The organism is Panacagrimonas sp., assembly GCF_965216805.1.
In the GTDB taxonomy this organism is placed as follows: Bacteria; Pseudomonadota; Gammaproteobacteria; order Nevskiales; family Nevskiaceae; genus Panacagrimonas.
Genome location: NZ_CBDCGN010000002.1, coordinates 1083939 through 1104219, shown reverse-complemented (window position 1 = coordinate 1104219; position 20281 = coordinate 1083939). Strand labels below are relative to the sequence as shown.

The window sequence follows — 20281 nt, the reverse complement described above, 5'->3', positions numbered from 1 at the left end:
CCGGGCTCAGCCCCCCAGATAGGGCGGCGGAGTCCAGGCGGCCTGCTCGTTGCCCTCGACCACCGGCTTGAGCACGATGTCAACGCGGCGGTTGCGCGCTTCCTTGACGTTGTCTGCAGTGCGCACCAGCAGCTCGCGCTCGCCGCGGCCCTCTTCGCGGACCCGCGCCGCGTTGAGGCCGCTCTGCGCCAGGTAGCTGCCGACCGAAGCGGCGCGATTGACCGACAGGGTCTGGTTGAACTCCGCGCTGCCGCTGGTATCGGTATGGCCGACGACGTGGACGATGGTCTTGTCGTAGGTGGCCAGAATATTGGCGATCTTGCCGTAGGTGGACAGCGCGTCGGGACGCAGGGTGGCGCTGCCGAGGTCGAAGCTGACGTCGCTGGCGATTCCGATCTTCAGGGCATCGTCCGACAGTCGCACGATCTGCAGCTCGTTGTTGCGCGCCTCCTCGGCGAGCTGCTGCTCCAGCTCGCGCTGCTGCTTGTCCATGTAATTGCCGACCGCGCCGCCGGCAATGGCGCCAACCACCGCGCCGACGATGGGGGCGCCGCGTGCGTCGCTCACCGAATTGCCGATCACCGCGCCGACCACGGCCCCCACGCCGCCGCCGATCTTGGCGCGCTTGTTGGGGTCGTTGGCGCATCCGGCCAGGCCGAGCGCCACCACGGCGACGGTCAACGGCCCGAGCACGGCCAGCCTGGAAGCAGGTTTGTTGGACACAGACTTATGCAGATTCATCGACGTCTCCCTCGCGGTTTCTTGGCTGGTCGCGATTCTGGTTTGACGCCATGAATCGCGGATGAACTCTTTCCCTTGCGCGTGTCGACCAGTTCCAGGTCGATCTTGCGTTCGTCCAGATTAACCCTGACCACCTTCACCCGCACCGTGTCGGCGAGGTTGAAGGCGCGGCCGGTGCGGTCGCCGACCAGGCGATGGTTGCGGGCGTCGAACTGGTAGTAGTCGCTGGACAGGCCGCTGACGTGAACCAGACCGTCGACGTACAGGCCGCCCAGTTCCACGAACAGCCCGAATGGCGCCACGCCAGACACCACGCCATCGAACTCGTCGCCGACGCGGTCGCTCATGTACTCGCACTTGAGCCAAAGCACGGCATCGCGGGTGGCCTCGTCGGCGCGGCGTTCGGTCATCGAACAATGGGCGCTGTGCCGTTCGATATCCGCGGTGGAATACGCGAACTCGGACAGCTTGTGGCGCTGCATCACCTGCTTGAAGGTGCGGCGGCGGATCAGGTGCTTGAGCCCGCGATGCAGCAGCAGGTCGGGATACCGCCGGATCGGCGAGGTGAAATGCGCGTAATGGGTCAGCGCCAGCCCGAAGTGACCGTTGTTGTCGGCGCTGTAGCGGGCCTGCATCAGCGATCGCAGCATCACCGTCTGAATCAGGCTGCGATTGGGTTTGTCCTTCACCCGCGCCATCAGCTTGGCGTACTCCATCGCCTCCGGCTGGTCGCCGCCTCCCAAGCGCAAACCCTGCGCGGACAGGAATTCGCGCAGCGCCTGTACCTTCACCGCGTCGGGCTTTTCATGCACGCGATACGGCGCCGGCAACTTGTGCTTGGCCACCAAGCGAGCGGACTCGACGTTGGCCGCGATCATGCACTCCTCGATCATGCGATGGGCGATGTTGCGCTGCACCGGCACGATGCGTTCGATCTTGCGGTCGGCCCCGAACTCGATCCGCGTTTCGCTGGATTCGAAGTCGATGGCCCCGCGCCGAGCGCGCGCCTTGAACAGTGCCTCGAAGCATTCGCGCAACGTCTGCAGATTGGGCAGCAGCGTGGCATCGACCTTGGCGGCCTGGCCCTCCAGCGCGGCCGCCACGTGCTCGTAGATCAGCCGTGCCCGGCTGCGCATCACGCCTTCGAAGAAGCGCGACTTGGTGACCTCGCCATCGGCGTCCACCCGCATCTCGCACACCATGCAAAGGCGATCCACGTCCGGGTTGAGCGAGCACAGCCCGTTGGAAAGCTTTTCCGGCAGCATCGGAATGACCTGCTTGGGAAAGTACACCGAGTTGCCGCGATTGGCCGCCTCGCGATCCAGCGGCGCGTTCGGCTGCACGTAAGCCGAGACGTCGGCGATCGCCACCGTCAGGGTCCAGCCGCTGGCACCGCGCATGCGTCGGGCATGCACTGCGTCGTCGAAGTCGCGCGCGTCGGCCCCGTCGATGGTCACCAGGCCCAGATCGCGCAGATCGACACGCCCCTCGATCTGCGACGGCTGCACGGTGTCGGGGATGGCCGCGCACTCGCGCTCTACGTCTTCAGGGAAAATGTAGGGCAAGGCGTGCGTGCGTATTGCCGCCTCGATCTCCATGCCCGGCGCGAGGTGCTCGCCCAGCACTTCGATCACGCGCCCGACCGGCAAGGTGCGATGCCCCGGCGGCGCCGTGATCTCCGCCACCACCATCTGCCCATGGCGTGCATCGCCGCGCAGGTCGGACGGGATCAACAGATCCTGCTGCACCCGTGGGTTGTCGGGGATGACATAGGCCACGCCCTGCTCCACATGCAGGCGCCCCACCACCTGGCGCGACACCCGCTCCAGCACCTCGACCACCGAGCCCTCCGGCCGGTTCTTGAAGTCGCGCCCCACCACGCGCACCAGCGCGCGATCGCCGTTCATGAGCTCGCGCATCTGCCGCGGCGGCAGGAAGATATCGGGCGGGCCGGCGTCGGGGATCAGAAATCCGAAGCCGTCGCGGTGCGCCTGCACCGTACCGGCCACTGCATTCATCTTTTCCACCGGCCCGAACGCACCGATGCGGTTCTGCACCAACTGGCCTTCCCGGACCATCGCACGCAGGCGCTTGTCGAGCGCGGTCTGCTGATCCAGCCGGGCCAGCGCGAAGGCACCGATGAGATCGTCCAGGGTCAAGGGGCCGGCGGAAGAGGCCAGCCTTTCGAGGATCAGCTCGCGTGAGGGAATGGGGTCTGCGTAGCGCTCGGACTCCCGGGCAAACGCCGGGTCCTGTCCGCGCCAATCGCTCGATTTACCGCGTTGCTTTGGTTTCATTGACATCCGTGTGGCGCCTCTCCAGAATTCGCGCCCTTGCTCACCGGGAAACCCGTGACGCAATGCCGAGATGGCGGAATTGGTAGACGCACCAGTTTCAGGTACTGGCGAGTAAAATCGTGGAGGTTCGAGTCCTCTTCTCGGCACCAGTTTGGCGACACAGTGTATCTGAAGACGCCCAGGAACCCCGCAGAAATGCGGGGTTTTTTGTTACGTCTTGTGCACCGGAGCCCGCGCCTACCCATGTGGCGTCAGCATCCAAACAGGTGTTTGCTGTGGGTCGTGGAGCTCCTAGGCCGGATCACGATTTCGCCGCTGCCATGGAAGCAAGCCCGCGAGCGCCAGGACGTGCACGTGCGGGGTGCCCTGAGCAATCTGATTGGCTGGTGACGACCAGGCACACACCGCGCCGCCCTGCCACAGAAACGACCAGGGCCGCACGCGGCGGCCCTGGTCTGATCCGACTTGAAGCTCAGTGGAACTGCTCTTCTTCGGTCGAACCGCTCAGTGCCTTGACGCTGGAGCTGCCGCCCTGGATCACGGTGGTGACGTCGTCGAAGTAACCGGCGCCGACTTCCTGCTGGTGCGACACGAAGGTGTAGCCCTGCTCGCGCGCCGCGAATTCCGGCTCCTGCACCATCTGGGTGTAGTGCTTCATGCCTTCGCCACGCGCATAGGCGTGGGCGAACTGGAAAGTGTTGAACCAGTTGATGTGGATGCCGGCCAGGGTGATGAACTGGTACTTGTAACCCAGCGCGCTCAGCTCTTCCTGGAAGGACGCGATCTGGCTGTCGTTGAGGTTCTTCTTCCAGTTGAAGGACGGCGAGCAGTTGTAGCTCAGCAGCTTGCCCGGGCAGGCCTTGAGCACCGCCTGCGCAAACTCGCGCGCGAAGCCGATGTCCGGAACGCCGGTTTCGCACCAGACCAGATCCGCGTACGGCGCGTAGGCGACGCCACGGCTGATGGACTGCTCAAGGCCGTTCTTGACACGGTAGAACCCTTCCTGCGTGCGCTCGCCGGTCAGGAACGGCTTGTCGTTCGCATCATGATCGGACGTGATCAGGTTGGCGGCTTCGGCGTCGGTACGGGCCAGCACAATGGTCGGCACGCCCATGACGTCGGCGGCGAAGCGCGCGGCGATCAGCTTCTCGCAGGCTTCCTGGGTCGGCACCAGCACCTTGCCACCCATGTGGCCGCACTTCTTGACCGCAGCGAGCTGGTCTTCGAAGTGCACACCGGCGGCGCCGGCGGCAATCATGTTCTTCATCAGCTCGAAGGCGTTGAGCACGCCGCCGAAACCGGCTTCCGCGTCCGCCACGATCGGCAGGAAGTAGTCGACGTAGTCCTTGTGACCGGCTTCGATGCCGCGCGACCACTGGATCTCGTCGGCGCGCTTGAAGGTGTTGTTGATGCGGCGAACCATGGTCGGCACGGAGTCGTACGCGTACAGCGACTGATCCGGGTACATGGTTTCGGACGTGTTGCCGTCGGCGGCGACCTGCCAGCCGGACAGGTACACGGCCTCCAGGCCAGCCTTGGCCTGCTGCATGGCCTGGCCGGCCGTGATCGCGCCGAAGGCGTTCACGTAGCCTTTCTTGGCGCCGCCGTTGACCTTCGCCCAGAGCTTCTCGGCACCCTGCTTGGCGAGCGTGTACTCGATCTGGACGTTGCCGCGCAGACGCACGACATCGGCCGCGGAATAGCCGCGCTTGACGCCCTTCCAGCGGGGGTTGGTTGCCCAGTCTTTTTCTAGGGCCTTGATCTGCTCGTCGCGGGTGCTGCTCATGGGGAATGACCTCGGGGGGTGAAAACGTGAGAGGTGAGGCGTCAGGCGTGAGGCGAAGCAAGCGCGGGCAGTCGTCGCCTCACGCCTCACCCCTCACGCCTCACGGTCAGTCGAGATACTCGTAACTGGGAAGCGTGAGGAAGTCCGCGCAGGCGTTGGCGGTAGACATGCGCGCCATGATCCCGGCGGCCTCGGCGAAGCGGCCCTGGTAGTAGCGATTGCCAAGCTGCTTGCGATACGCGGCCAGTTCCTCGTCGATCACCTGCAGCACCAGCTCGCGGGTGACCTTGCGGCCGTCGTCGAGCGACACGCCCTGCTTGAGCCACTGCCAGATCTGCGTGCGCGAGATTTCTGCGGTGGCGGCGTCTTCCATCAGATTGTGCAGCGGCACGCAGCCGTTGCCGCTGATCCAGGCCTCGACATAGCCGATGCCGACGTTGATGTTCATGCGCAGGCCGTTCTCGGTGATCTGCCCGTCCGGGCGCTTGAGCAGATCGGCGGCCTTGATCTTGTAATTGAACTGCTTGTCGATCTGGTTCGGTCCGGGCATGTGTTCGTCGAACACGTCCATCGCCAGCTGCACCAGACCGGGGTGCGCGACCCAGGTGCCGTCGTGGCCATTGTTGACCTCACGCAGCTTGTCTGCGCGCACCTTGGCAAAGATCTCTTCGTTCTTGGCCGCATCCTTGGTCGGGATGAAAGCGGCCATGCCGCCCATGGCCGAGGCGCCGCGCTTATGGCAGGTCTCGCACAGCAGCTTGGAGTAGGAGTCCAGGAAGTGCTTGTCCATGGTGACCTGGAAACGGTCCGGCACCACCCAGTCCTTGCGCTCCTTGAGCACCTTGATGCAGCTGAAGATGTAGTCCCAACGGCCGCAGTTGAGCCCGGCGATGTGGTTGCGCAGCTCGTAGAGGATCTCATCCATCTCGAACGCGGCCCAGATCGTTTCGATCAGCACCGTGACCTTGATCGACTTCTGCGGAATCTTCAGCAGATCCTGGGCGTCCTTGAAAATGTTGTTCCACAGCCGCGCCTCGAGATGCGACTGCATCTTGGGCAGGTAGAAATACGGACCGGCACCGCGCTTGAGCTGCTCCTCGGCGTTGTGGAAGAAGAACAGCGCAAAGTCGACGATGCCGCCCGGCGCGGGCTTGCCGTCGATCAGGATGTGTTTTTCGTCCAGGTGCCAGCCGCGCGGGCGCACCAGCAAGGTGGCGGTCTGATCGTTGAGCTTGTACTGCTTGCCGGCCTCGTTGGTGAAGCTGATCCTGCGGCGCACCGCATCGGCCAGATTGATCTGGCCTTCCATCATCAGGTTCCAGGTCGGGCTGGCCGAATCCTCGAAATCCGCCATGAAGCACTTGGCGCCGGAGTTGAGGGCGTTGATCACCATCTTGCGGTCGACCGGGCCGGTAATCTCCACGCGGCGGTCCTGCAGCGCCGCCGGAATCCCCGCGATCCTCCACTTGCCGTCGCGGACCTTCTTGGTTTCCTTCAAAAATCCCGGCAGCTTGCCCTTATCGATGGCCGCCTGTCGTTCCACACGATACGCCAGCAGCTTGTCGCGGGTGGGGGCATGCTTGCGGACCAGCTTGGCCAGGAACGAGAGCGCCTCGGGCGTCAGAATCTTCTTATATGCGGCGGGCACTGGGCCCGTGATCTGAACACCCTTCACTGCACTCATCCTCAAACTCCTGCCCGCTACTGGATGGGAAATCCGGACCTTTTCAGTCCGGAAAAGGGCGCGAAGTTTATCCAAAGGCCGGCGTTAATCGCAATGCAACAATTCGCTAACCTGATGTCCCGTAGGTCAATGCGAAAAATCGCCCGACCGTTTGGAGCGGCAATCTGGCAGTCTCCCGCAGGCTCCGGCGTCCCCAACCTCCCCATCCGGTCCCTCGCCCATGGCAAGCAGCTTCTTTGCCACCTCCCTGCTCCCGGTTGCGCTGTTCGTCATCATGACCGGCCTGGGCCTGACCCTGACCCCGGGCGACTTCCGTCGTGTGCTGGTGTACCCGCGCGGCATGGCCATCGGACTCGGCAACCTGCTCCTGCTGTCGCCACTGCTGGCGTTCGGCGCCGCGATCATCTTCGACCTGGGTCCGGAACTGGCGATCGGCATGGTGCTGCTGGGCGCCGCGCCGGGCGGCACCACTGCCAATTTGCTGACCCATTTGGCCCTCGGCGATACCGCGCTGTCGGTCACCATGACCGCAATCAGCAGCCTGGCGTCGGTGCTCACGACGCCGCTGTTCCTGGCGCTGGCTACCTGGCATTTTCTCGGTGATCGCCCCGATGCAACGCTGGACATGGGCGGCATCGTCATCAAAATCCTGCTCATCACCCTGGTGCCGCTGAGCCTGGGCATGCTCGTGCGTCACCGCGCGACCGGCTTTGCCTTGCGCGCGGAGCCCTGGGTGAAACGCGCGGCGCTGGTGTTCTTCGTGATCGTGGTCGCCGGGGCGCTGTTCGAAGCTCGCAATGAGGCACTGGGCATGCTGTTGGCCGTGGGCGCCGCTACCCTGAGCCTGAACTTGGCGGCGATGAGTCTGAGTTGGTTCATCGCCAGAAAGGCGAAGCTGGACACGCGTCAGTCCACCGCCATCGCCATCGAACTGGGCGTCCACAACACCACACTGGCCATGGCGGTGTCCGCGATGATCGCGCCGATCTACATGATTCCGGCCGCGGTCTACGGCATCCAGATGTTGATCACCGCCGGCCTGTTCGTGGCCCTGATCCAACGCCGCAACGCGCGCGAGCCCGTCGCGGCCTGAGCCTCGCGGGGTTCAGTCGTGTAACGGTTGATCCGACACCAGCACCCCGTCGGCGTCGGCGTAGAGCCAGGCGCCGGGCTTGAACGTAACGCCCGCAAAGGTCACGACGCGATCAGCGTGGCCGGTGTGCAAGCCCTTCTCGCTCTTGCGCGGATGCGTACCCAGAGCCTTGAGCCCGAAGTCCTGCTGGGAAATCTCGATGGAATCGCGGATCAGCCCGTAAACGACCACCCCGGCCCAGGCGTTCTTCACCGCCAGCTGACCCAGATTGCCGCCGAACAGCGCACAGCGGGTGGAGCCGCCACCGTCCACGACCAGCACACGGCCCTCACCCGCGGTCTCCAGGGTGGCGCGCACCAGCGCGTTGTCTTCGAACACCTTGAGCGTCTTGATCGGCCCGAAGAACGCGGTGCGACCACCAAAGTCACCGAAGATCGGCTCGCAGGTCTGCGCTTCGGGGTGGGCGTCGCAAAGATCGGTGGTGGCGTAGCTCATCGAATGCTCTCGGAATACAGGAACGGGTTTCAGCGCACGACCGCGTCTGTACGGCGCTGCAGAATCAGCGGCAGCAGCACGCTCAACACCGCCCATAAACTCAGGCCAACGAACGCGATCAAGGTCCACATCGGCAGGCTCAGGCCCAGCCAGGCGGCGTCGATCTTGGCGCAGTTGCCGTCGCCCTTGAGCACCATCTGCACGACCTCCATCACTGGCATCATGCCCAGCAGGTAATCCAGGGTCGGCCCGCAGGCCGGGACCTGGTCCGCGGGCAGGCCTTGCAACCACACGTGCCGACCGGCGATCAGCGCGCCGATCAGCGCCGCCAGGTCGGCCAGCAGCGCATAGACCCAGCGTCCCCAGGCTTTCGGGTTATACAGTGCGCCGAGCAGAAATGCCAGACCCGCACCGGCCATCGCCACGCGCTGGAAAATGCACATGGGGCAGGGATCAAAGCCTTTGAAGTGCTGCAGGTACAGCGCGAACGCAAGGCCGCCAACGCAGGCCACGAAGCCAAGGAAAGATAGTTGTCGATAGCTCGGCATGATGTCTATGACGGCGGTGAGGCGGGATACTGATTATCCGTCATCGCCGGGGTGGCCGCGACCGCGGCCGAAGCTACATCTCTAGGGAGCGATACGCCGGTAGGTGTTGTAGGGCCGCGCCTCGTTGAAACCGGGGACGTCGTCGAGCCAGAACTCGTCCGCCGACACGATTTCGCCAGTCAGGTCGACATTGGCGTCCAGGGTGATGACCTTGCCGTCCACTGTGTAGCGGCCGCTCTCCTCGTAATAGCTGTCCCAGGAACGGCTCCACTTGGAGAAGATGTAATAGCGCGAGGAATCGTTGATGTCCTCGTAGCGACCCGACAGCGGCGCACTGCAGCCCGCCAGCAGCAGCGACGAAGACAGCAACAGCAGGGCGACACGTGCCGGCACGGCAGGCATGGTCAGTCTCTCCTCCGGGTCTGGTGCCCGATCGTTTCAGCTATCGAAAATTGCGATCGGCGTCCGCGCCGAATCGCGCGACGCCCGGGCCGCAGCCCGTTCGCCGCAACAACGCTACGGTCAGTCTTCTTCGCCGATCGAGATCGACGTGCTGTTGCCGCCGTCTTGCTCTTCGTAAGACACCGCGCCGCTGTCGGTGTCGATACTCAGCGAGGTCGAACCGCTGCTTTCGGAGGCACCCGACGGTGCCGGTGGCGCCTCCTCCTTCTTCGAACAGGCGCCCAACGACAATAGCAGCACGGCAGACAGCAGCATGAAAGGTAAACGCATGGTGTCGACTCCCTTGGAATAGTGGCCCAACCCTAGCATGGCGCGCCGCGCGTCCCTAAGCCGCCACCACCGGGATCCTGCCGATCTTTGCCTGCCAGATCTTGGGCCCGGTCTCGTGCACGGACTCGCCGCTGGCGTCCACCGCCACGGTCACCGGCATGTCGACCACGTCGAACTCGTAGATCGCCTCCATGCCGAGGTCTTCGAAGCCGACGACTTTGGCCGCCTTGACCGCCTTGCTCACCAGATAAGCTGCACCGCCGACCGCCATCAGATAAGCGGCCCGATGCTTCTTGATGGCGGCGATGCCCGACGGGCCGCGCTCGGACTTGCCGATCATCGCGATCAGGCCGGTCTGCGCCAGCATCATCTCGGTGAACTTGTCCATGCGCGTGGCGGTGGTCGGACCCGCCGGACCCACTGCCTCGTCGCGCACCGGATCGACCGGACCCACGTAGTAGATGACCCGATTGGTGAAATCGACCGGCAGCTTCTCGCCCCTGGCCAGCATGTCCTGGATGCGCTTGTGGGCGGCATCGCGGCCGGTGAGCATCTTGCCGTTGAGCAGCAGGGTCTGACCGGGCTTCCAGCTCGCCACTTCTGCCGGCGTGAGCGTGGCCAGATCGATCCGCGTCGAGGTCTGGGTGTCGGGCTGCCAGGTGACCTGGGGCCAGTCTTCCAGCTTCGGTGGCGCGAGCCTGGCGGGGCCGGAACCATCAAGCTCGAAGTGCACATGGCGGGTCGCCGCGCAGTTGGGAATCATCGCCACCGGCAGGCTGGCGGCATGGGTGGGATAGTCGATGATCTTGACGTCCAGCACGGTGGTGAGGCCACCCAGGCCCTGCGCGCCGATGCCGAGTGCGTTGACCCTCGTAAGCAACTCCAGGCGCAGTTCCTCGACGCGCGTCAGCGTCTCGCCGCGCGCCGCCCTGGCCTTGATCCGATGGATATCCACCGGCGCCATGATCGCCTCCTTGGCCATCACCGTCGCCTTCTCCGGCGTGCCGCCAATGCCGATCCCGAGGATGCCGGGCGGGCACCAGCCAGCGCCCATGGTCGGCACGGTCTTGAGCACCCAGTCGACGATCGAATCCGACGGATTCAGGCACACCATCTTCGACTTGTTCTCGGAGCCACCGCCCTTGGCCGCGCAGGTCACTTCCAGGTGATCGCCCGGCACGACCTCGTAATGGATCACCGCTGGCGTGTTGTCCTTGGTGTTCTTGCGGGCGCCGGCCGGATCGGCCAGCACCGAGGCGCGCAGCGGATTGTCGGGGTTGAGATACGCGCGGCGCACGCCTTCGTCGACCATCTCCTGCACCGACATCGTGGCCTCCCAGCGCAGGTTCATGCCCACCTTCAGAAACACCACGCAGATGCCGGTGTCCTGGCAGATCGGACGCTTGCCCTCGGCGCTCATCCGGGAATTGGTCAGGATCTGCGCGATCGCGTCCTTCGCCGCCGGCGACTCCTCGCGGGCATAGGCTTCGCCCAGCGCCTGGATGTAATCCAGCGGGTGGTAGTAGCTGATGTACTGGAAGGCGTCGGCGATGGACTGGATCAGGTCGTCCTGGCGGATGGTCGTCATGACTCGGGCTCGGAAAATGGGGCGGGAGGCGACGCCCATTATCGACCAAGCCGTTCCCCCTTCGCAGCGCGGCCCCCGGTGGCCGCCCGTGCATCGCGATGTAACGCCATGTAACGAAAAGGTACGGCGCGGAACTCGGACACCATTAGGGTGACTATGCGCACATGCACGCCAGCGCCCTCGCAGCCAACACCCAGGCTCCTCCGCACATCGTCGTCGTCGATGACGACCCGGAAATTCGTCAGTTGTTGAGCCGGGTGCTGGAACGCTACGGGTTCCGTGCCACCTCGGTCAGCTGTGGCAGTGGTCTATGGCCGATGATCGAACGCGACGCCCCGGATCTGGTGGTGCTGGACCTGATGCTCCCCGGCGACGATGGATTGAGCCTGTGTCGCAGCTTGCGCCGCCGTTCCGGGGTCCCGGTGATCATGCTCACCGCGCGCGCCGAACCGGTGGACCGCATCGTGGGACTCGAAGTCGGCGCAGACGACTACATCGCCAAACCCTTCGATCCGCGAGAACTCATCGCCCGGATTCGCACGGTCCTGCGTCGGATACCGGCCGGGCACGGCTCGCCGACCAAGCGGCGCGAGTACGCGTTCGAAGGCTGGACCCTGGATCTGACCCGCCGCGAATTGCGCAATCCCCAAGCGGTGGTTGTGCCGCTTTCCAGCCTCGAATATCGCCTGCTGGAGCTGCTGCTGAGCACGGCCGGGCAAGTGCTGACGCGCGACCGCATCATGGAAGCGGTCGTCGGGCGTCCGGCCGACCCGTTCGAGCGGCGCATCGATATCGCCATCTCGCGCTTGCGCAATCGCATCGGTGACGGTGGCCGCGAGCCGGCCTTGATCAAGACGGTGCGCAACCGAGGCTACGTGTTCGCCGCCGAGGTCCGCAGCCAATGACCGTCACGTCATTCGTCTCCGCCTTGCTGCAGTGGCCCCGGCATATCCCGCTTGCGGTCCGGGTCGCCCTGGTGATGGCGCCTGCGATCCTGGCTGCACAGTTCCTCACGGTCAGGCTGATGCGTGATGCTTACCCGATACTGGAGGTCTACGCAGGGCCCCACATGCAGAACGGCGATCTGCGCCGCCCGCCCGGCTTCGTACCCCCGATGCCGGGCATCCCGCCCTTGGTGACCCCGGTCGAGCCGGACCCGACGCCGGAACGCGATACCGGCGGTGCCGACGGCGCCGACGCATTCCAACAAGCCCCCACCGGTTTGGCGCTGCGTCCCCTGACAGCGGACGAAGTCGCGGCGATGGACCGTCGACGTGCCAGGATGATGCGCAACTTTCGTGTTGCCGGCCCCGGCGACCGCCCCTTGTTCTTTCGGGCGCAAAGGCCGGAGCCTCCCTGGCAAGCTATGGCCGCCATTTTTGCGGTCACCGCGCTGCTGGTGTGGTTGGCTGCGGCGTGGATCACGCGCCCGCTCGCCCGCCTGGCCAAAGCCGCTGAGAGCCTGGGCCGCGACGTCGATCAGGCCCCGCTTTCCGACGACGGCCCTCCGGAAGTCCAACGCGCCGCACGGGCATTCAACCAGATGCAGGATCGATTGCGGCGTTTCCTGCGCGGGCGGACCGACGCGCTACTAGCCATGTCGCACGACCTCAAGACTCCGATCACGCGGCTGCAATTGCGTCTGGAGCTGTTGCCGGACGATCAACGCACAGGCTTGAAACAGGATGTCGATCTGCTGCAGTCCCGGGTCGAACACGCGCTCAGTTTCATGTGCGGCGTGCACCGCGATGAACCCCTGCAGGAGATCGCGCTGGACGCACTGGTCGCCACCGTGATCGAGCGTCTGCAGGACAGCGGCGCGCGGATCGAATGCTCCGGCAGTGCACGTCCACTGGCCTGCCGTCCAGCGCAGATCGAACGCGCGATCACCAACCTGATCGAAAACGCGCTGAAGTATGCCGGCGCTGCAGAGATCCGGATCTTCGATACGTCCGACACCGTTTCGATAGAGGTCCGCGACCAGGGTCCGGGCGTTCCGGACGCCCTACTGTTGCGTTTGACCGAACCCTTCTTCAGGGTGGACGCCAGCCGCAGCCGCGAAAGCGGCGGTACCGGACTGGGATTGGCGATCGTCAAGGACATCGCCGAATCCCATGGTGGCCGGTTATGTCTGGCCAACGCGCACAGCGGCGGGTTCGAAGCCCGCTTGGAACTTCCGCGGAGCTGAGTCCGGACAAGTTCGTGCAGGCAGCGGCGCGATGAACTCCGCCGGGTCCGTGCAGCTCGATCACACGCGTCGTTACATGTTGTTGCCCTTTGGCAACACAGCAGATGGAACGCAGACCGCATGTTCCTGCTCTGTTCCGCGGCACTCATTCCCCACCTGACGACATGACCTCCAAAAACACTGCTGTGCGCCCACCTTTCCTGCTACCCGCCCTGATCCTTCTGTCATTTTTCCTGGTCGCTTGCGGAGGCGGCAGTAGTGACGGCGAGGACATCGAAATGCCTCTCGCATTTGGGCTGGTAGGCCAACCAGATTTCACCGGGGCCGCCTCCAACGCTGGCGGGGCCACGTCAGAAATCGGCATCGCGCAGCCGCTGGGAGGGATCGCCACCGACGGCACACGCTTTTACATCCCCGACTACGGCAACAACCGAGTGCTGGCTTGGAACAACATTCCTGACAGTCCCAGCGAGCTGCCGGACTTCGTTCTGGGCCAGGACAGCAGCAGCGGCAACAGCCCGGGGACCGCAGCCAATCAGCTGGCACTGCCGGCCAGCGTCGCCGTTTCCGGCGGAAAGTTGGTGGTGGCCGATGCCGGTAACAACCGGGTTTTGATCTGGAATACCTTGCCCGAAGCCAATGTCGCGGCCGATGTCGTGCTGGGACAGCCCGACTTCATCACCAGCGAGGCGGGTGTATCGGCCACGCAAATGGCATTTCCCGCCGCCGCGTCGGTGGCCAACAACCAATTGTTCGTGGTCGATCAGAACAACAATCGAGTGTTGATCTGGAACACGCTACCCACCGAGTCCGGCACCGCCGCCGACGTGGTTCTGGGACAGCGAGATTTTGTCACCAACCTCGCTGCGGACGAGGAAGACGGACTGAGCAATCCTGCCGGAATATGGACCGATGGCTTTCGCCTGCTGGTTGGGGACAGCGGCAACAACCGCGTGATGTATTGGGCGCAGGTGCCGCGTACCAGCGGCGCGGATGCAACTTATGTGATCGGTCAGAGCGATTTTTCGCGCAATACCGCGGGGGTCGGCAGCTCCTCCATGCGAACCCCATACGGCATCGCATCGGACGGCACGCGGATCTACGTGGCGGATGCCGGGAACAATCGCGTCCTCAAGTTCGACGCCTTTCCCATCGCCAGCGGCCAGGTTGCGCTTGACGTTTACGGACAGGACGCCTTCGAGGCGAGGACACCCAACGACGACGATCAAGACGGTGTGGCCGACGACACCCCCACTGAGCGCACGCTCAGCACGCCCACCGGTGTGACCTACGCCGGCGGGGCGCTCTACGTGAGTGATCGCAACAACCATCGCGTCCTGTTCTTCCCGGACTAGGCGCATGCACAGGATTATCACGGTCGCATGGTTGGCGACGATGCTGGCGGCTTGCTCGGACGCGTCGCTGGAAATTGGCGAAGGCACCCAGCCGGTAGAGCTGTTCCTCGGCGTGGATAGTCGTCTCACGTCTCTGGCGATGGACGAATGCACCAACGTGCAAATCGGAGCGTTCGTGCGTTTTGAAGGCGACGCGCCCACGATCGGCGACTTCTCCGCACGCGCAGATTTTCGCTCCAGCGACCCGACCACCGTCTACGTCGGGGACGGTGTTTCGCCCAGCCCGGACGGGGTCGTCTACCCGCCAGGTGCGCTGATCGCGCTCAAGACGGGGCTGGCCACCATCACCGCAACTTATCTGGACTTCACCAGCACGCTCGCAGTGCAGGTGGAGCCGCTCGGCTCGCTTCGTGTAGAACCACCCTTGACCGACATTGCAGAAGACCTGCCGCAAAAGTTCGATCTGATCGCCGCGTTCAGCCAGGCCCGACCGGAGGAGGATGTCAGCGAAATCGCCGTCTGGTCATTCGAGCCGGCCACGGCGCGGGCCGCGGTGGACATCGGTGGCGAGGTGCAAGCCAACTCGTTTCGCGATGACCAGACGCTGACCCTGGTCGCACGGGTCCCGGAGTGCGGGCGTCGCGCGCAGACCCGGTTCCGCGTATCCGCCATCGACCGTCTGGAACTGGAGTACGAGTTCGGCGACGACGCCCGTATGCCCCTGGGCACCTCCGAGGTGTTGCGCGTCTACGCGCGCTTCCCCGATCCTGAAAGCACACCGCAAAACCTGAGCCGCTCGATCGAGGTCGAAAATCTGCCGGACGACTTCCTGGCCGCGACCGTGGTGCGAAGCGGCCCCGGCGAAACGATCGAAGAGTTGCTCAACCCGGTCAATATTCGCAATGACCTGCTGTTGGTGACCGCGCTCGAAGAAGCGGGCATGGCTGGCTTCGAGATCGAGATTGACTCCGGAGCTGGCTGGCGCACCAGCACGCGTGTGTGGGAACTGCTGGATACCGGCCTGGACCGCGTTTCGGTGAGTCCCGAAGAAGTTCTGGTGCGCTATCCGGACACTGCGCAACTCAACGCGACCGGCATCTTTGCCAACGGCATGCAGCGCGACATCTCGCGCCACGTGTTGTGGACACCGCTGAACTCCTCGGCGCTGCTGGTTTCCACGGCGGCCGACGCAGCGGGCGAGATCACCGTTGGCGATACCGACCAGGATGTGGAAGTCGAGGTCTTCGCCGAGCAGGCCCAGCAGGTGACGACCGACTACGCCCTGGTGCGAATCTACTCGTCCTCCAACGAATTACCGCAAGGACAGACACCGTGAGGCCGCTGCGCTGGCTGGCGCTGCTCGGCGGCTTTTGCCTGTCTGCCTGCGAGTCCACCGTCGGGATCGAACTGGCGGTTGCGGACACCGATGGGGTCGAATCCGTACGAGTGAAAGTGGAGTCGGTACAACTGATCGACGCCGATGGCGGACTGCACGACCTCGATGCTGACGATGTCGCTCGGGATCTGCGTGACAGTGTGGACGGAAGCGTTGCCGTGCTGATCGCCGCCGCCGAGATCGACGATGGGACCTACACCGGTCTCCGACTTCAGTTCGGGGAAGGGCCGCACACGCTGCAAATGAGCGACGGCCGCGTGTTCGAACTCTTGCGGGACAGTAACGTCGAGTATGCAGACCTGACCCTCGACATCGAGGAAGACGAAAGCAGCGAGGTCGTCGCCACCCTGGATCTGCGCTTCTCGCTGGTCGCAGACGACGACAGCGGGACCTATCGCCTGGTCCCCGTGCTGCGCGCCGTCGACGTGGTCCGCGGCGCCAGCATCAGCGGCGCACTACCCACGACCGCGGTATCGGACACGGTGTGCCGTCAGGGCCGCGATGTTGGCGTTGGCGTGGCGGTGTATCTGTACGACGACGCTGCGGGAGCCCCTGCCGACTATCGCCGCGGGCGCAGCGGGCCACTGGCTTCGGCGCCTGCGCGTCCCGTGGAGGGCGCCTGGGGTTACGCGTTCGATTGGCTCGAACCGGGAAGCTACGCACTGGCGTGGACCTGTGACGCCGATCGCGATCACCCTGAACAGGACGACGCGATGAATTTTGTTTCCGGCAGCACCGTGGTGGTAACGGTGGAGGCCGGCGCCGCCGTTGTGCTCGACATGCCGGAGTTCTGACCGACCGTCATGGTGACTCAGCAACGGAAGAAGTCATCTTCTGCAGCCTCGCTGAGAAAAAACAGCCGGTGCTCGCCGGCACCGTAATCGTCCACGATCATCATGCGGGTCTGGTCCGGCGATTGCGGCAATTCGATCCGGTACTTCATCGGCGGATCGCGATCCTGCTCGTAGAACTGCAACCAATACGATTCCGACCAGCCGTCTTGCGCACGCGCGTAGCGGAAATAGATTTCGCGGAACTCGGCCTTGCTCACCTCGCGCACGGCGCGGGCTTCAGGGCTGCTGGCGTGCCAGCTCCTGCGGATCGTGCGCACAGAACAGTTCGATCTCGCCGCCATGTGCGGTTTTCAGTTCGCGGAGGCGCCGCTGATTGCGCAGGCGTTCGGCGCCGTTGATCTGCACCAGGCTCTGGAATGCCATCAGCCCGATCGGACAGCGCCGTGGCGTCTCGACCTCGCCGCGGAAAAAATAGGCGTCGCCGCAGTGGAGCATCCAGCGCTCGGAAGTCCGCACCGCGACGCCGCAGTGTCCACGAGTGTGGCCGGTGAGCGGCACCAGCAGCACGTCAGGATCCAGGCCGGGAATCGCGCGGATGGCTTCGAATCCGAACCAGTTCTCGCCCTCGGTCTGGTGGCGCACCCAGTGCGGTCCGTGCGCCCACTGCGCCTGCAGATAACGCATCTTTTCGCGCAGACCGGGTGCGAGCGCGGCTTTGAGCTCCGTATTGAAGACATGCACCTGCGCCTGCGGAAAATCCGGCAACCCGCCGGCGTGATCGAGATCCAGGTGGGTCACCACGATGTGCCGCACGTCGCGGGGCTGAAAGCCCAGACCAAGCACCTGCGCCAGCGCGGTTTCCTCCTGGCGCAGCTGCGGCCGGATGCCGGCCAGAAACACGCGACCGAGCCGCTTCGGATTGCGCACGTCGTCAGTGCCCAGGCCGGTATCCACCAGCACCAGCCCTTGATCGGTCTCGATCAGCAGGCAGTGACAGCACAGTTCGGCATCTTCGAACAGGCTGCCCTCGCCCGCCATCAGCCGGCGACCGTGAGGGCACATCGTGCCGCAGTTGAGATGATGGATCTTCACGCTCACGACAGCGGCTCCGCCGGTGGAAACACGCGTCCGAAGTAGCCGGACATTTCCTCGACCACTTCCTCGGCGCTCAGCTCCGGCGCGACCCCGGCCAGGGCCTTGGCCAGGCGCTTTTTGTATTCGAGCTGCATCGCTCGACCGATCTCAATGCGCTGCGCCTGCGGAGATCCTGCGCCGTGCATGGACTCGGTGAGATAGCCCACCGCGTTGCGACCCAGGGTCATGTTCTCGATCAGGCGCAGCATGCGCATGCGTTCCTCGGTGGAGAACGTGCTGCGTCCCGCCAGGTATTTCTTCAGCAGTTCGCCGATCTCGGGATGGCGGAAATCCTGCTCGCTGGGCAGGGTGGCGACCAGCCCGCCGGCCAGATCCTGAGCGATGCGACCAAGGTCGTAGGGCAGCTTGGTGACGTGGTGCTTGCACACGTTGGCCAGCATGTCATCGGCCAGATACGCGCCGGATTTGGTCGCGAAACCCTGGTGACTGGCGGCGATGCCGGTGCCGTAGATGGTCTCGTTCAAGTGCGTCATCTCAACCAGCTTGTCCTTGACGTGGCTGGCCGCGTCCGCGCCGTTCATCTCGGCAATCGCAGCCGCGGCGCCGATCAGCACATCGCCGACGCCGGATTTGCAGACGTAACTGCGCCGGTGATACGCGGTGAAACGCTGCACCAGCATGGCGGCGTAGTCGGTCTCGCCATCCATGAAGATCAGCTCATTGGGAATGAACACGTCGTCGAAGATCACCATCGCCTCCTGACCGCCGTACATGACGTTGCCGGGATCGATGCTGCCGCCCTCCATCGCGCGCGTGTCGCAGGACTGGCGGCCGTAGATATAGGTGATGCCTGGCGCGTCGACCGGCACCGCGCCCACCACCGCCCAGTCGCGGTCCTTGGGACCAAGCCGCATGGTCGGCATGACCAGCATCCAGTGACTGTTGATGCAGCCGGTCTGGTGAGCCTTGGCGCCGCGGATCCACACGCCATCTTTCGAGCGCCGCACGATGCGCACGAACAGGTCCGGATCGGTCTGTTCGTGGGGCGCCTTGCCGCGATCGCCCTTGACGTCGGTCATGGCTCCGCCGACGACGAAGTTGCCGCGGTGCATGTCGGTCAGAAACGACTTGAGCCTGGTGTGATACGAGGTCTGGCGCTGCTCGTCGATCTCGAAGGTGACCGAGTACAGCGCGTTGAACGCATCCATGCCCACACAGCGCTGGAAGCAGGTGCCGGTAAGCTGGCCGAGGCGGCGCTGCATTTTGTTCTGCGCCACCAGGTCGGGCGCGGAGGTGCAGACATGCAGGAACCGGCTGACTCGCTCGCCGGTGAAGGGCGACACCACCGACGCGAGCTCCGGATGCTCGACGGCCAGATCGTAGGTGCGGGCCAGGGCATTGATCGAGGGCCGGATGATCGGGTGATCCACCGGCTCTTCCACTTTTTCGCCGAACAACCAGACGGTCAGCCCTCGACCACGCAGGCTCTGGATGTAGTCGGCGCCGCAGGTGATCCTGTCTACGGCGATTTTGGGCGTGCGGATTTCGTTCATGGCGGCCTCCCGCGCAAATGGGAAGCCGCCATGCTACTGCCAGCCGAACCTCAGGGCGCTGGCGGTGCCGCGGCCGGCGCGGGCGCGCTGGTCAGGTGCCCCACCAGGGCCACCAGGCCGCCGGTGGCGAAGTTGCCCAGATCATCGCCGACAGCCTTGAAGCCCGGCGTGGCCAGGCCACCGTTGAGGGCGACCTCGTTGGAGAAATACAGCTTGGCCTGGCGGTAGTAGGCGGGCGGTGTGCCGTCCAGATTTTTCTCCAGCTTGGTCAGCTCGGCGCGGGTGAACTGGATGTCCTCGGCGTGCTCACCCACCAGCGGCAGATGGGTATCGGCGTAATAGGACTCGAAGGCGGCGGCATCTTCGGGCTGCTGATAGAGCACGGTCACGAAGTAGGTGTGATCACCCTGCGCCAGCGGCGTCGGCTCGCTGGTCTGCTCACCCACCATGCCGATCAGGCCGCCGCTGGCGAAATTGGCCAGGTCGTCGCCGACGGCCTTGAAGCCGTCCGATGCCAGGCCCTTGTCGCGCGCCTCGGCGCTGTCGAACCACAGCACCGCCTGTCGGTACAAGGGCGATGGCTGGTCGTCCAGGGTGCGCACAAAATGGGTCAGCTCGGCGGCAACGAAACCGATCTCGGCCTGTTTTTCGCCCACCAGCGGCACGTGGGTTTCCCAGTAATACTTTTCGAAAGCCGCAGGATCTTCCGGCGGGTTGTAGAGCACGGTGACGAAGTGGGTGCCCTTGGCGCCATCCGCAGTCGCCGTCGCTGCCGCCTCGGTGGCCGGGTCGCCCGACTTGGAGCATGCGGCCAGCGATAGCAGAAGACAGGCGCCCAGCAGACGCCAGTGGTTGTAAACAGACATGATTTCTCCCCCTTTGTGTGGGTGTGTTGGTTTTTCCCGGCGCCCTAGGCTAGGCAATCCGAACCGGATT

Annotated in this window: 19 protein-coding genes and 1 tRNA gene; 7 read left to right on the top strand and 13 right to left on the bottom strand. The window is 64.6% G+C overall.

Annotated elements, in window-relative coordinates; genetic code table 11:
- Nucleotides 1-6 precede the first annotated feature (6 nt).
- On the bottom strand, nt 7-741 hold the full coding sequence (locus tag ACOOHP_RS05235; protein WP_420465403.1) for an OmpA family protein: 735 nt from the start codon (nt 739-741) through the stop codon (nt 7-9).
- Nucleotides 738-3038 (bottom strand): ribonuclease R, encoded by a 2301-nt coding sequence (gene rnr, locus ACOOHP_RS05230; protein ID WP_420465402.1) that lies wholly within the window; start codon nt 3036-3038, stop codon nt 738-740. The genes ACOOHP_RS05235 and rnr overlap by 4 nt, the downstream gene beginning before the upstream one ends.
- A gap of 64 nt (nt 3039-3102) precedes the next feature.
- Between rnr and ACOOHP_RS05225 the strand changes: the two genes are divergently transcribed.
- Nucleotides 3103-3187 (top strand) — tRNA-Leu (locus tag ACOOHP_RS05225).
- Nucleotides 3188-3510: 323 nt separating this feature from the next.
- On the opposite strand, the gene aceA is transcribed toward ACOOHP_RS05225, so the two are convergent.
- A complete protein-coding gene (aceA, locus tag ACOOHP_RS05220) occupies nt 3511-4824 on the bottom strand; it encodes an isocitrate lyase (protein ID WP_420465401.1) in 1314 nt (437 codons plus the stop codon).
- A gap of 106 nt (nt 4825-4930) precedes the next feature.
- The gene (gene aceB, locus ACOOHP_RS05215; protein ID WP_420465400.1) at nt 4931-6508 is read right to left on the bottom strand and encodes a malate synthase A; all 1578 of its coding nucleotides are present in this window, start codon (nt 6506-6508) and stop codon (nt 4931-4933) included.
- A gap of 220 nt (nt 6509-6728) precedes the next feature.
- Between aceB and ACOOHP_RS05210 the strand changes: the two genes are divergently transcribed.
- Entirely contained in the window at nt 6729-7601 is an 873-nt protein-coding gene (locus tag ACOOHP_RS05210) for a bile acid:sodium symporter family protein (RefSeq protein ID WP_420465399.1), read from the top strand.
- Nucleotides 7602-7613: 12 nt separating this feature from the next.
- On the opposite strand, the gene rraA is transcribed toward ACOOHP_RS05210, so the two are convergent.
- From rraA to ACOOHP_RS05185, 5 genes are all read right to left on the bottom strand, one after another.
- The gene (gene rraA, locus ACOOHP_RS05205; protein WP_420465398.1) at nt 7614-8096 is read right to left on the bottom strand and encodes a ribonuclease E activity regulator RraA; all 483 of its coding nucleotides are present in this window, start codon (nt 8094-8096) and stop codon (nt 7614-7616) included.
- Nucleotides 8097-8125: 29 nt separating this feature from the next.
- Nucleotides 8126-8644, bottom strand: coding sequence for a disulfide bond formation protein B (locus ACOOHP_RS05200; protein ID WP_420465397.1), 519 nt, complete (start codon nt 8642-8644; stop codon nt 8126-8128).
- Between the two features lie 81 nt (nt 8645-8725).
- Nucleotides 8726-9046 carry a hypothetical protein gene (locus ACOOHP_RS05195; RefSeq protein WP_420465396.1) on the bottom strand — a complete coding sequence of 107 codons (321 nt, stop codon included), beginning with the start codon at nt 9044-9046 and terminating at the stop codon, nt 8726-8728.
- A gap of 120 nt (nt 9047-9166) precedes the next feature.
- On the bottom strand, nt 9167-9376 hold the full coding sequence (locus ACOOHP_RS05190; protein ID WP_420465395.1) for a hypothetical protein: 210 nt from the start codon (nt 9374-9376) through the stop codon (nt 9167-9169).
- A gap of 55 nt (nt 9377-9431) precedes the next feature.
- A complete protein-coding gene (locus tag ACOOHP_RS05185) occupies nt 9432-10964 on the bottom strand; it encodes a fumarate hydratase (protein ID WP_420465394.1) in 1533 nt (510 codons plus the stop codon).
- Nucleotides 10965-11128: 164 nt separating this feature from the next.
- On the opposite strand from ACOOHP_RS05185, the gene ACOOHP_RS05180 reads away from it, so the two are divergent.
- The 5 genes from ACOOHP_RS05180 to ACOOHP_RS05160 all read left to right on the top strand — a co-directional run bounded on the left by ACOOHP_RS05180 (nt 11129) and on the right by ACOOHP_RS05160 (nt 16697).
- The gene (locus tag ACOOHP_RS05180; RefSeq protein WP_420465393.1) at nt 11129-11869 is read left to right on the top strand and encodes a response regulator; all 741 of its coding nucleotides are present in this window, start codon (nt 11129-11131) and stop codon (nt 11867-11869) included.
- On the top strand, nt 11866-13152 hold the full coding sequence (locus ACOOHP_RS05175) for a sensor histidine kinase (protein WP_420465392.1): 1287 nt from the start codon (nt 11866-11868) through the stop codon (nt 13150-13152). Before ACOOHP_RS05180 ends, ACOOHP_RS05175 begins: the two co-directional genes overlap by 4 nt.
- A 278-nt stretch (nt 13153-13430) precedes the next feature.
- Nucleotides 13431-14507 carry an NHL repeat-containing protein gene (locus ACOOHP_RS05170; protein WP_420465391.1) on the top strand — a complete coding sequence of 359 codons (1077 nt, stop codon included), beginning with the start codon at nt 13431-13433 and terminating at the stop codon, nt 14505-14507.
- Between the two features lie 4 nt (nt 14508-14511).
- On the top strand, nt 14512-15843 hold the full coding sequence (locus ACOOHP_RS05165; protein WP_420465390.1) for a hypothetical protein: 1332 nt from the start codon (nt 14512-14514) through the stop codon (nt 15841-15843).
- Nucleotides 15840-16697, top strand: a complete 858-nt coding sequence (locus tag ACOOHP_RS05160; RefSeq protein ID WP_420465389.1) for a DUF4382 domain-containing protein — start codon at nt 15840-15842, stop codon at nt 16695-16697. The genes ACOOHP_RS05165 and ACOOHP_RS05160 overlap by 4 nt, the downstream gene beginning before the upstream one ends.
- Before the next feature lie 17 nt (nt 16698-16714).
- Here ACOOHP_RS05160 and ACOOHP_RS05155 read toward each other — a convergent pair whose 3' ends face one another.
- Genes ACOOHP_RS05155 through ACOOHP_RS05140 form a run of 4 tightly spaced genes read right to left on the bottom strand, consistent with a single transcriptional unit; the run spans nt 16715 to nt 20211 of the window.
- Nucleotides 16715-16963 carry a hypothetical protein gene (locus tag ACOOHP_RS05155; RefSeq protein ID WP_420465388.1) on the bottom strand — a complete coding sequence of 83 codons (249 nt, stop codon included), beginning with the start codon at nt 16961-16963 and terminating at the stop codon, nt 16715-16717.
- Between the two features lie 10 nt (nt 16964-16973).
- A complete protein-coding gene (locus tag ACOOHP_RS05150) occupies nt 16974-17795 on the bottom strand; it encodes an MBL fold metallo-hydrolase (protein WP_420465387.1) in 822 nt (273 codons plus the stop codon).
- Complete coding sequence (locus tag ACOOHP_RS05145) at nt 17792-19345, bottom strand: 4-hydroxyphenylacetate 3-hydroxylase family protein (protein ID WP_420465386.1); 1554 nt, start codon at nt 19343-19345, stop codon at nt 17792-17794. Before ACOOHP_RS05145 ends, ACOOHP_RS05150 begins: the two co-directional genes overlap by 4 nt.
- 50 nt (nt 19346-19395) lie before the next feature.
- Entirely contained in the window at nt 19396-20211 is an 816-nt protein-coding gene (locus ACOOHP_RS05140; RefSeq protein ID WP_420465385.1) for an EthD family reductase, read from the bottom strand.
- Between the last annotated feature and the right edge of the window lie 70 nt (nt 20212-20281).

What these genes read in the sequence shown, in the direction of transcription:
- ACOOHP_RS05175 (WP_420465392.1), top strand. Translation starts at nt 11,866, where the DNA reads ATGACCGTCACGTCATTCGTCTCCGCCTTGCTGCAGTGGCCCCGGCAT.
- aceB (WP_420465400.1), bottom strand. Translation starts at nt 6,508, where the DNA reads ATGAGTGCAGTGAAGGGTGTTCAGATCACGGGCCCAGTGCCCGCCGCA.
- aceA (WP_420465401.1), bottom strand. Translation starts at nt 4,824, where the DNA reads ATGAGCAGCACCCGCGACGAGCAGATCAAGGCCCTAGAAAAAGACTGG.
- ACOOHP_RS05170 (WP_420465391.1), top strand. Translation starts at nt 13,431, where the DNA reads ATGCCTCTCGCATTTGGGCTGGTAGGCCAACCAGATTTCACCGGGGCC.
- rnr (WP_420465402.1), bottom strand. Translation starts at nt 3,038, where the DNA reads ATGAAACCAAAGCAACGCGGTAAATCGAGCGATTGGCGCGGACAGGAC.
- ACOOHP_RS05190 (WP_420465395.1), bottom strand. Translation starts at nt 9,376, where the DNA reads ATGCGTTTACCTTTCATGCTGCTGTCTGCCGTGCTGCTATTGTCGTTG.
- ACOOHP_RS05200 (WP_420465397.1), bottom strand. Translation starts at nt 8,644, where the DNA reads ATGCCGAGCTATCGACAACTATCTTTCCTTGGCTTCGTGGCCTGCGTT.
- ACOOHP_RS05185 (WP_420465394.1), bottom strand. Translation starts at nt 10,964, where the DNA reads ATGACGACCATCCGCCAGGACGACCTGATCCAGTCCATCGCCGACGCC.
- ACOOHP_RS05140 (WP_420465385.1), bottom strand. Translation starts at nt 20,211, where the DNA reads ATGTCTGTTTACAACCACTGGCGTCTGCTGGGCGCCTGTCTTCTGCTA.
- ACOOHP_RS05165 (WP_420465390.1), top strand. Translation starts at nt 14,512, where the DNA reads ATGCACAGGATTATCACGGTCGCATGGTTGGCGACGATGCTGGCGGCT.
- ACOOHP_RS05145 (WP_420465386.1), bottom strand. Translation starts at nt 19,345, where the DNA reads ATGAACGAAATCCGCACGCCCAAAATCGCCGTAGACAGGATCACCTGC.
- ACOOHP_RS05235 (WP_420465403.1), bottom strand. Translation starts at nt 741, where the DNA reads ATGAATCTGCATAAGTCTGTGTCCAACAAACCTGCTTCCAGGCTGGCC.
- ACOOHP_RS05210 (WP_420465399.1), top strand. Translation starts at nt 6,729, where the DNA reads ATGGCAAGCAGCTTCTTTGCCACCTCCCTGCTCCCGGTTGCGCTGTTC.
- rraA (WP_420465398.1), bottom strand. Translation starts at nt 8,096, where the DNA reads ATGAGCTACGCCACCACCGATCTTTGCGACGCCCACCCCGAAGCGCAG.
- ACOOHP_RS05195 (WP_420465396.1), bottom strand. Translation starts at nt 9,046, where the DNA reads ATGCCTGCCGTGCCGGCACGTGTCGCCCTGCTGTTGCTGTCTTCGTCG.
- ACOOHP_RS05180 (WP_420465393.1), top strand. Translation starts at nt 11,129, where the DNA reads ATGCACGCCAGCGCCCTCGCAGCCAACACCCAGGCTCCTCCGCACATC.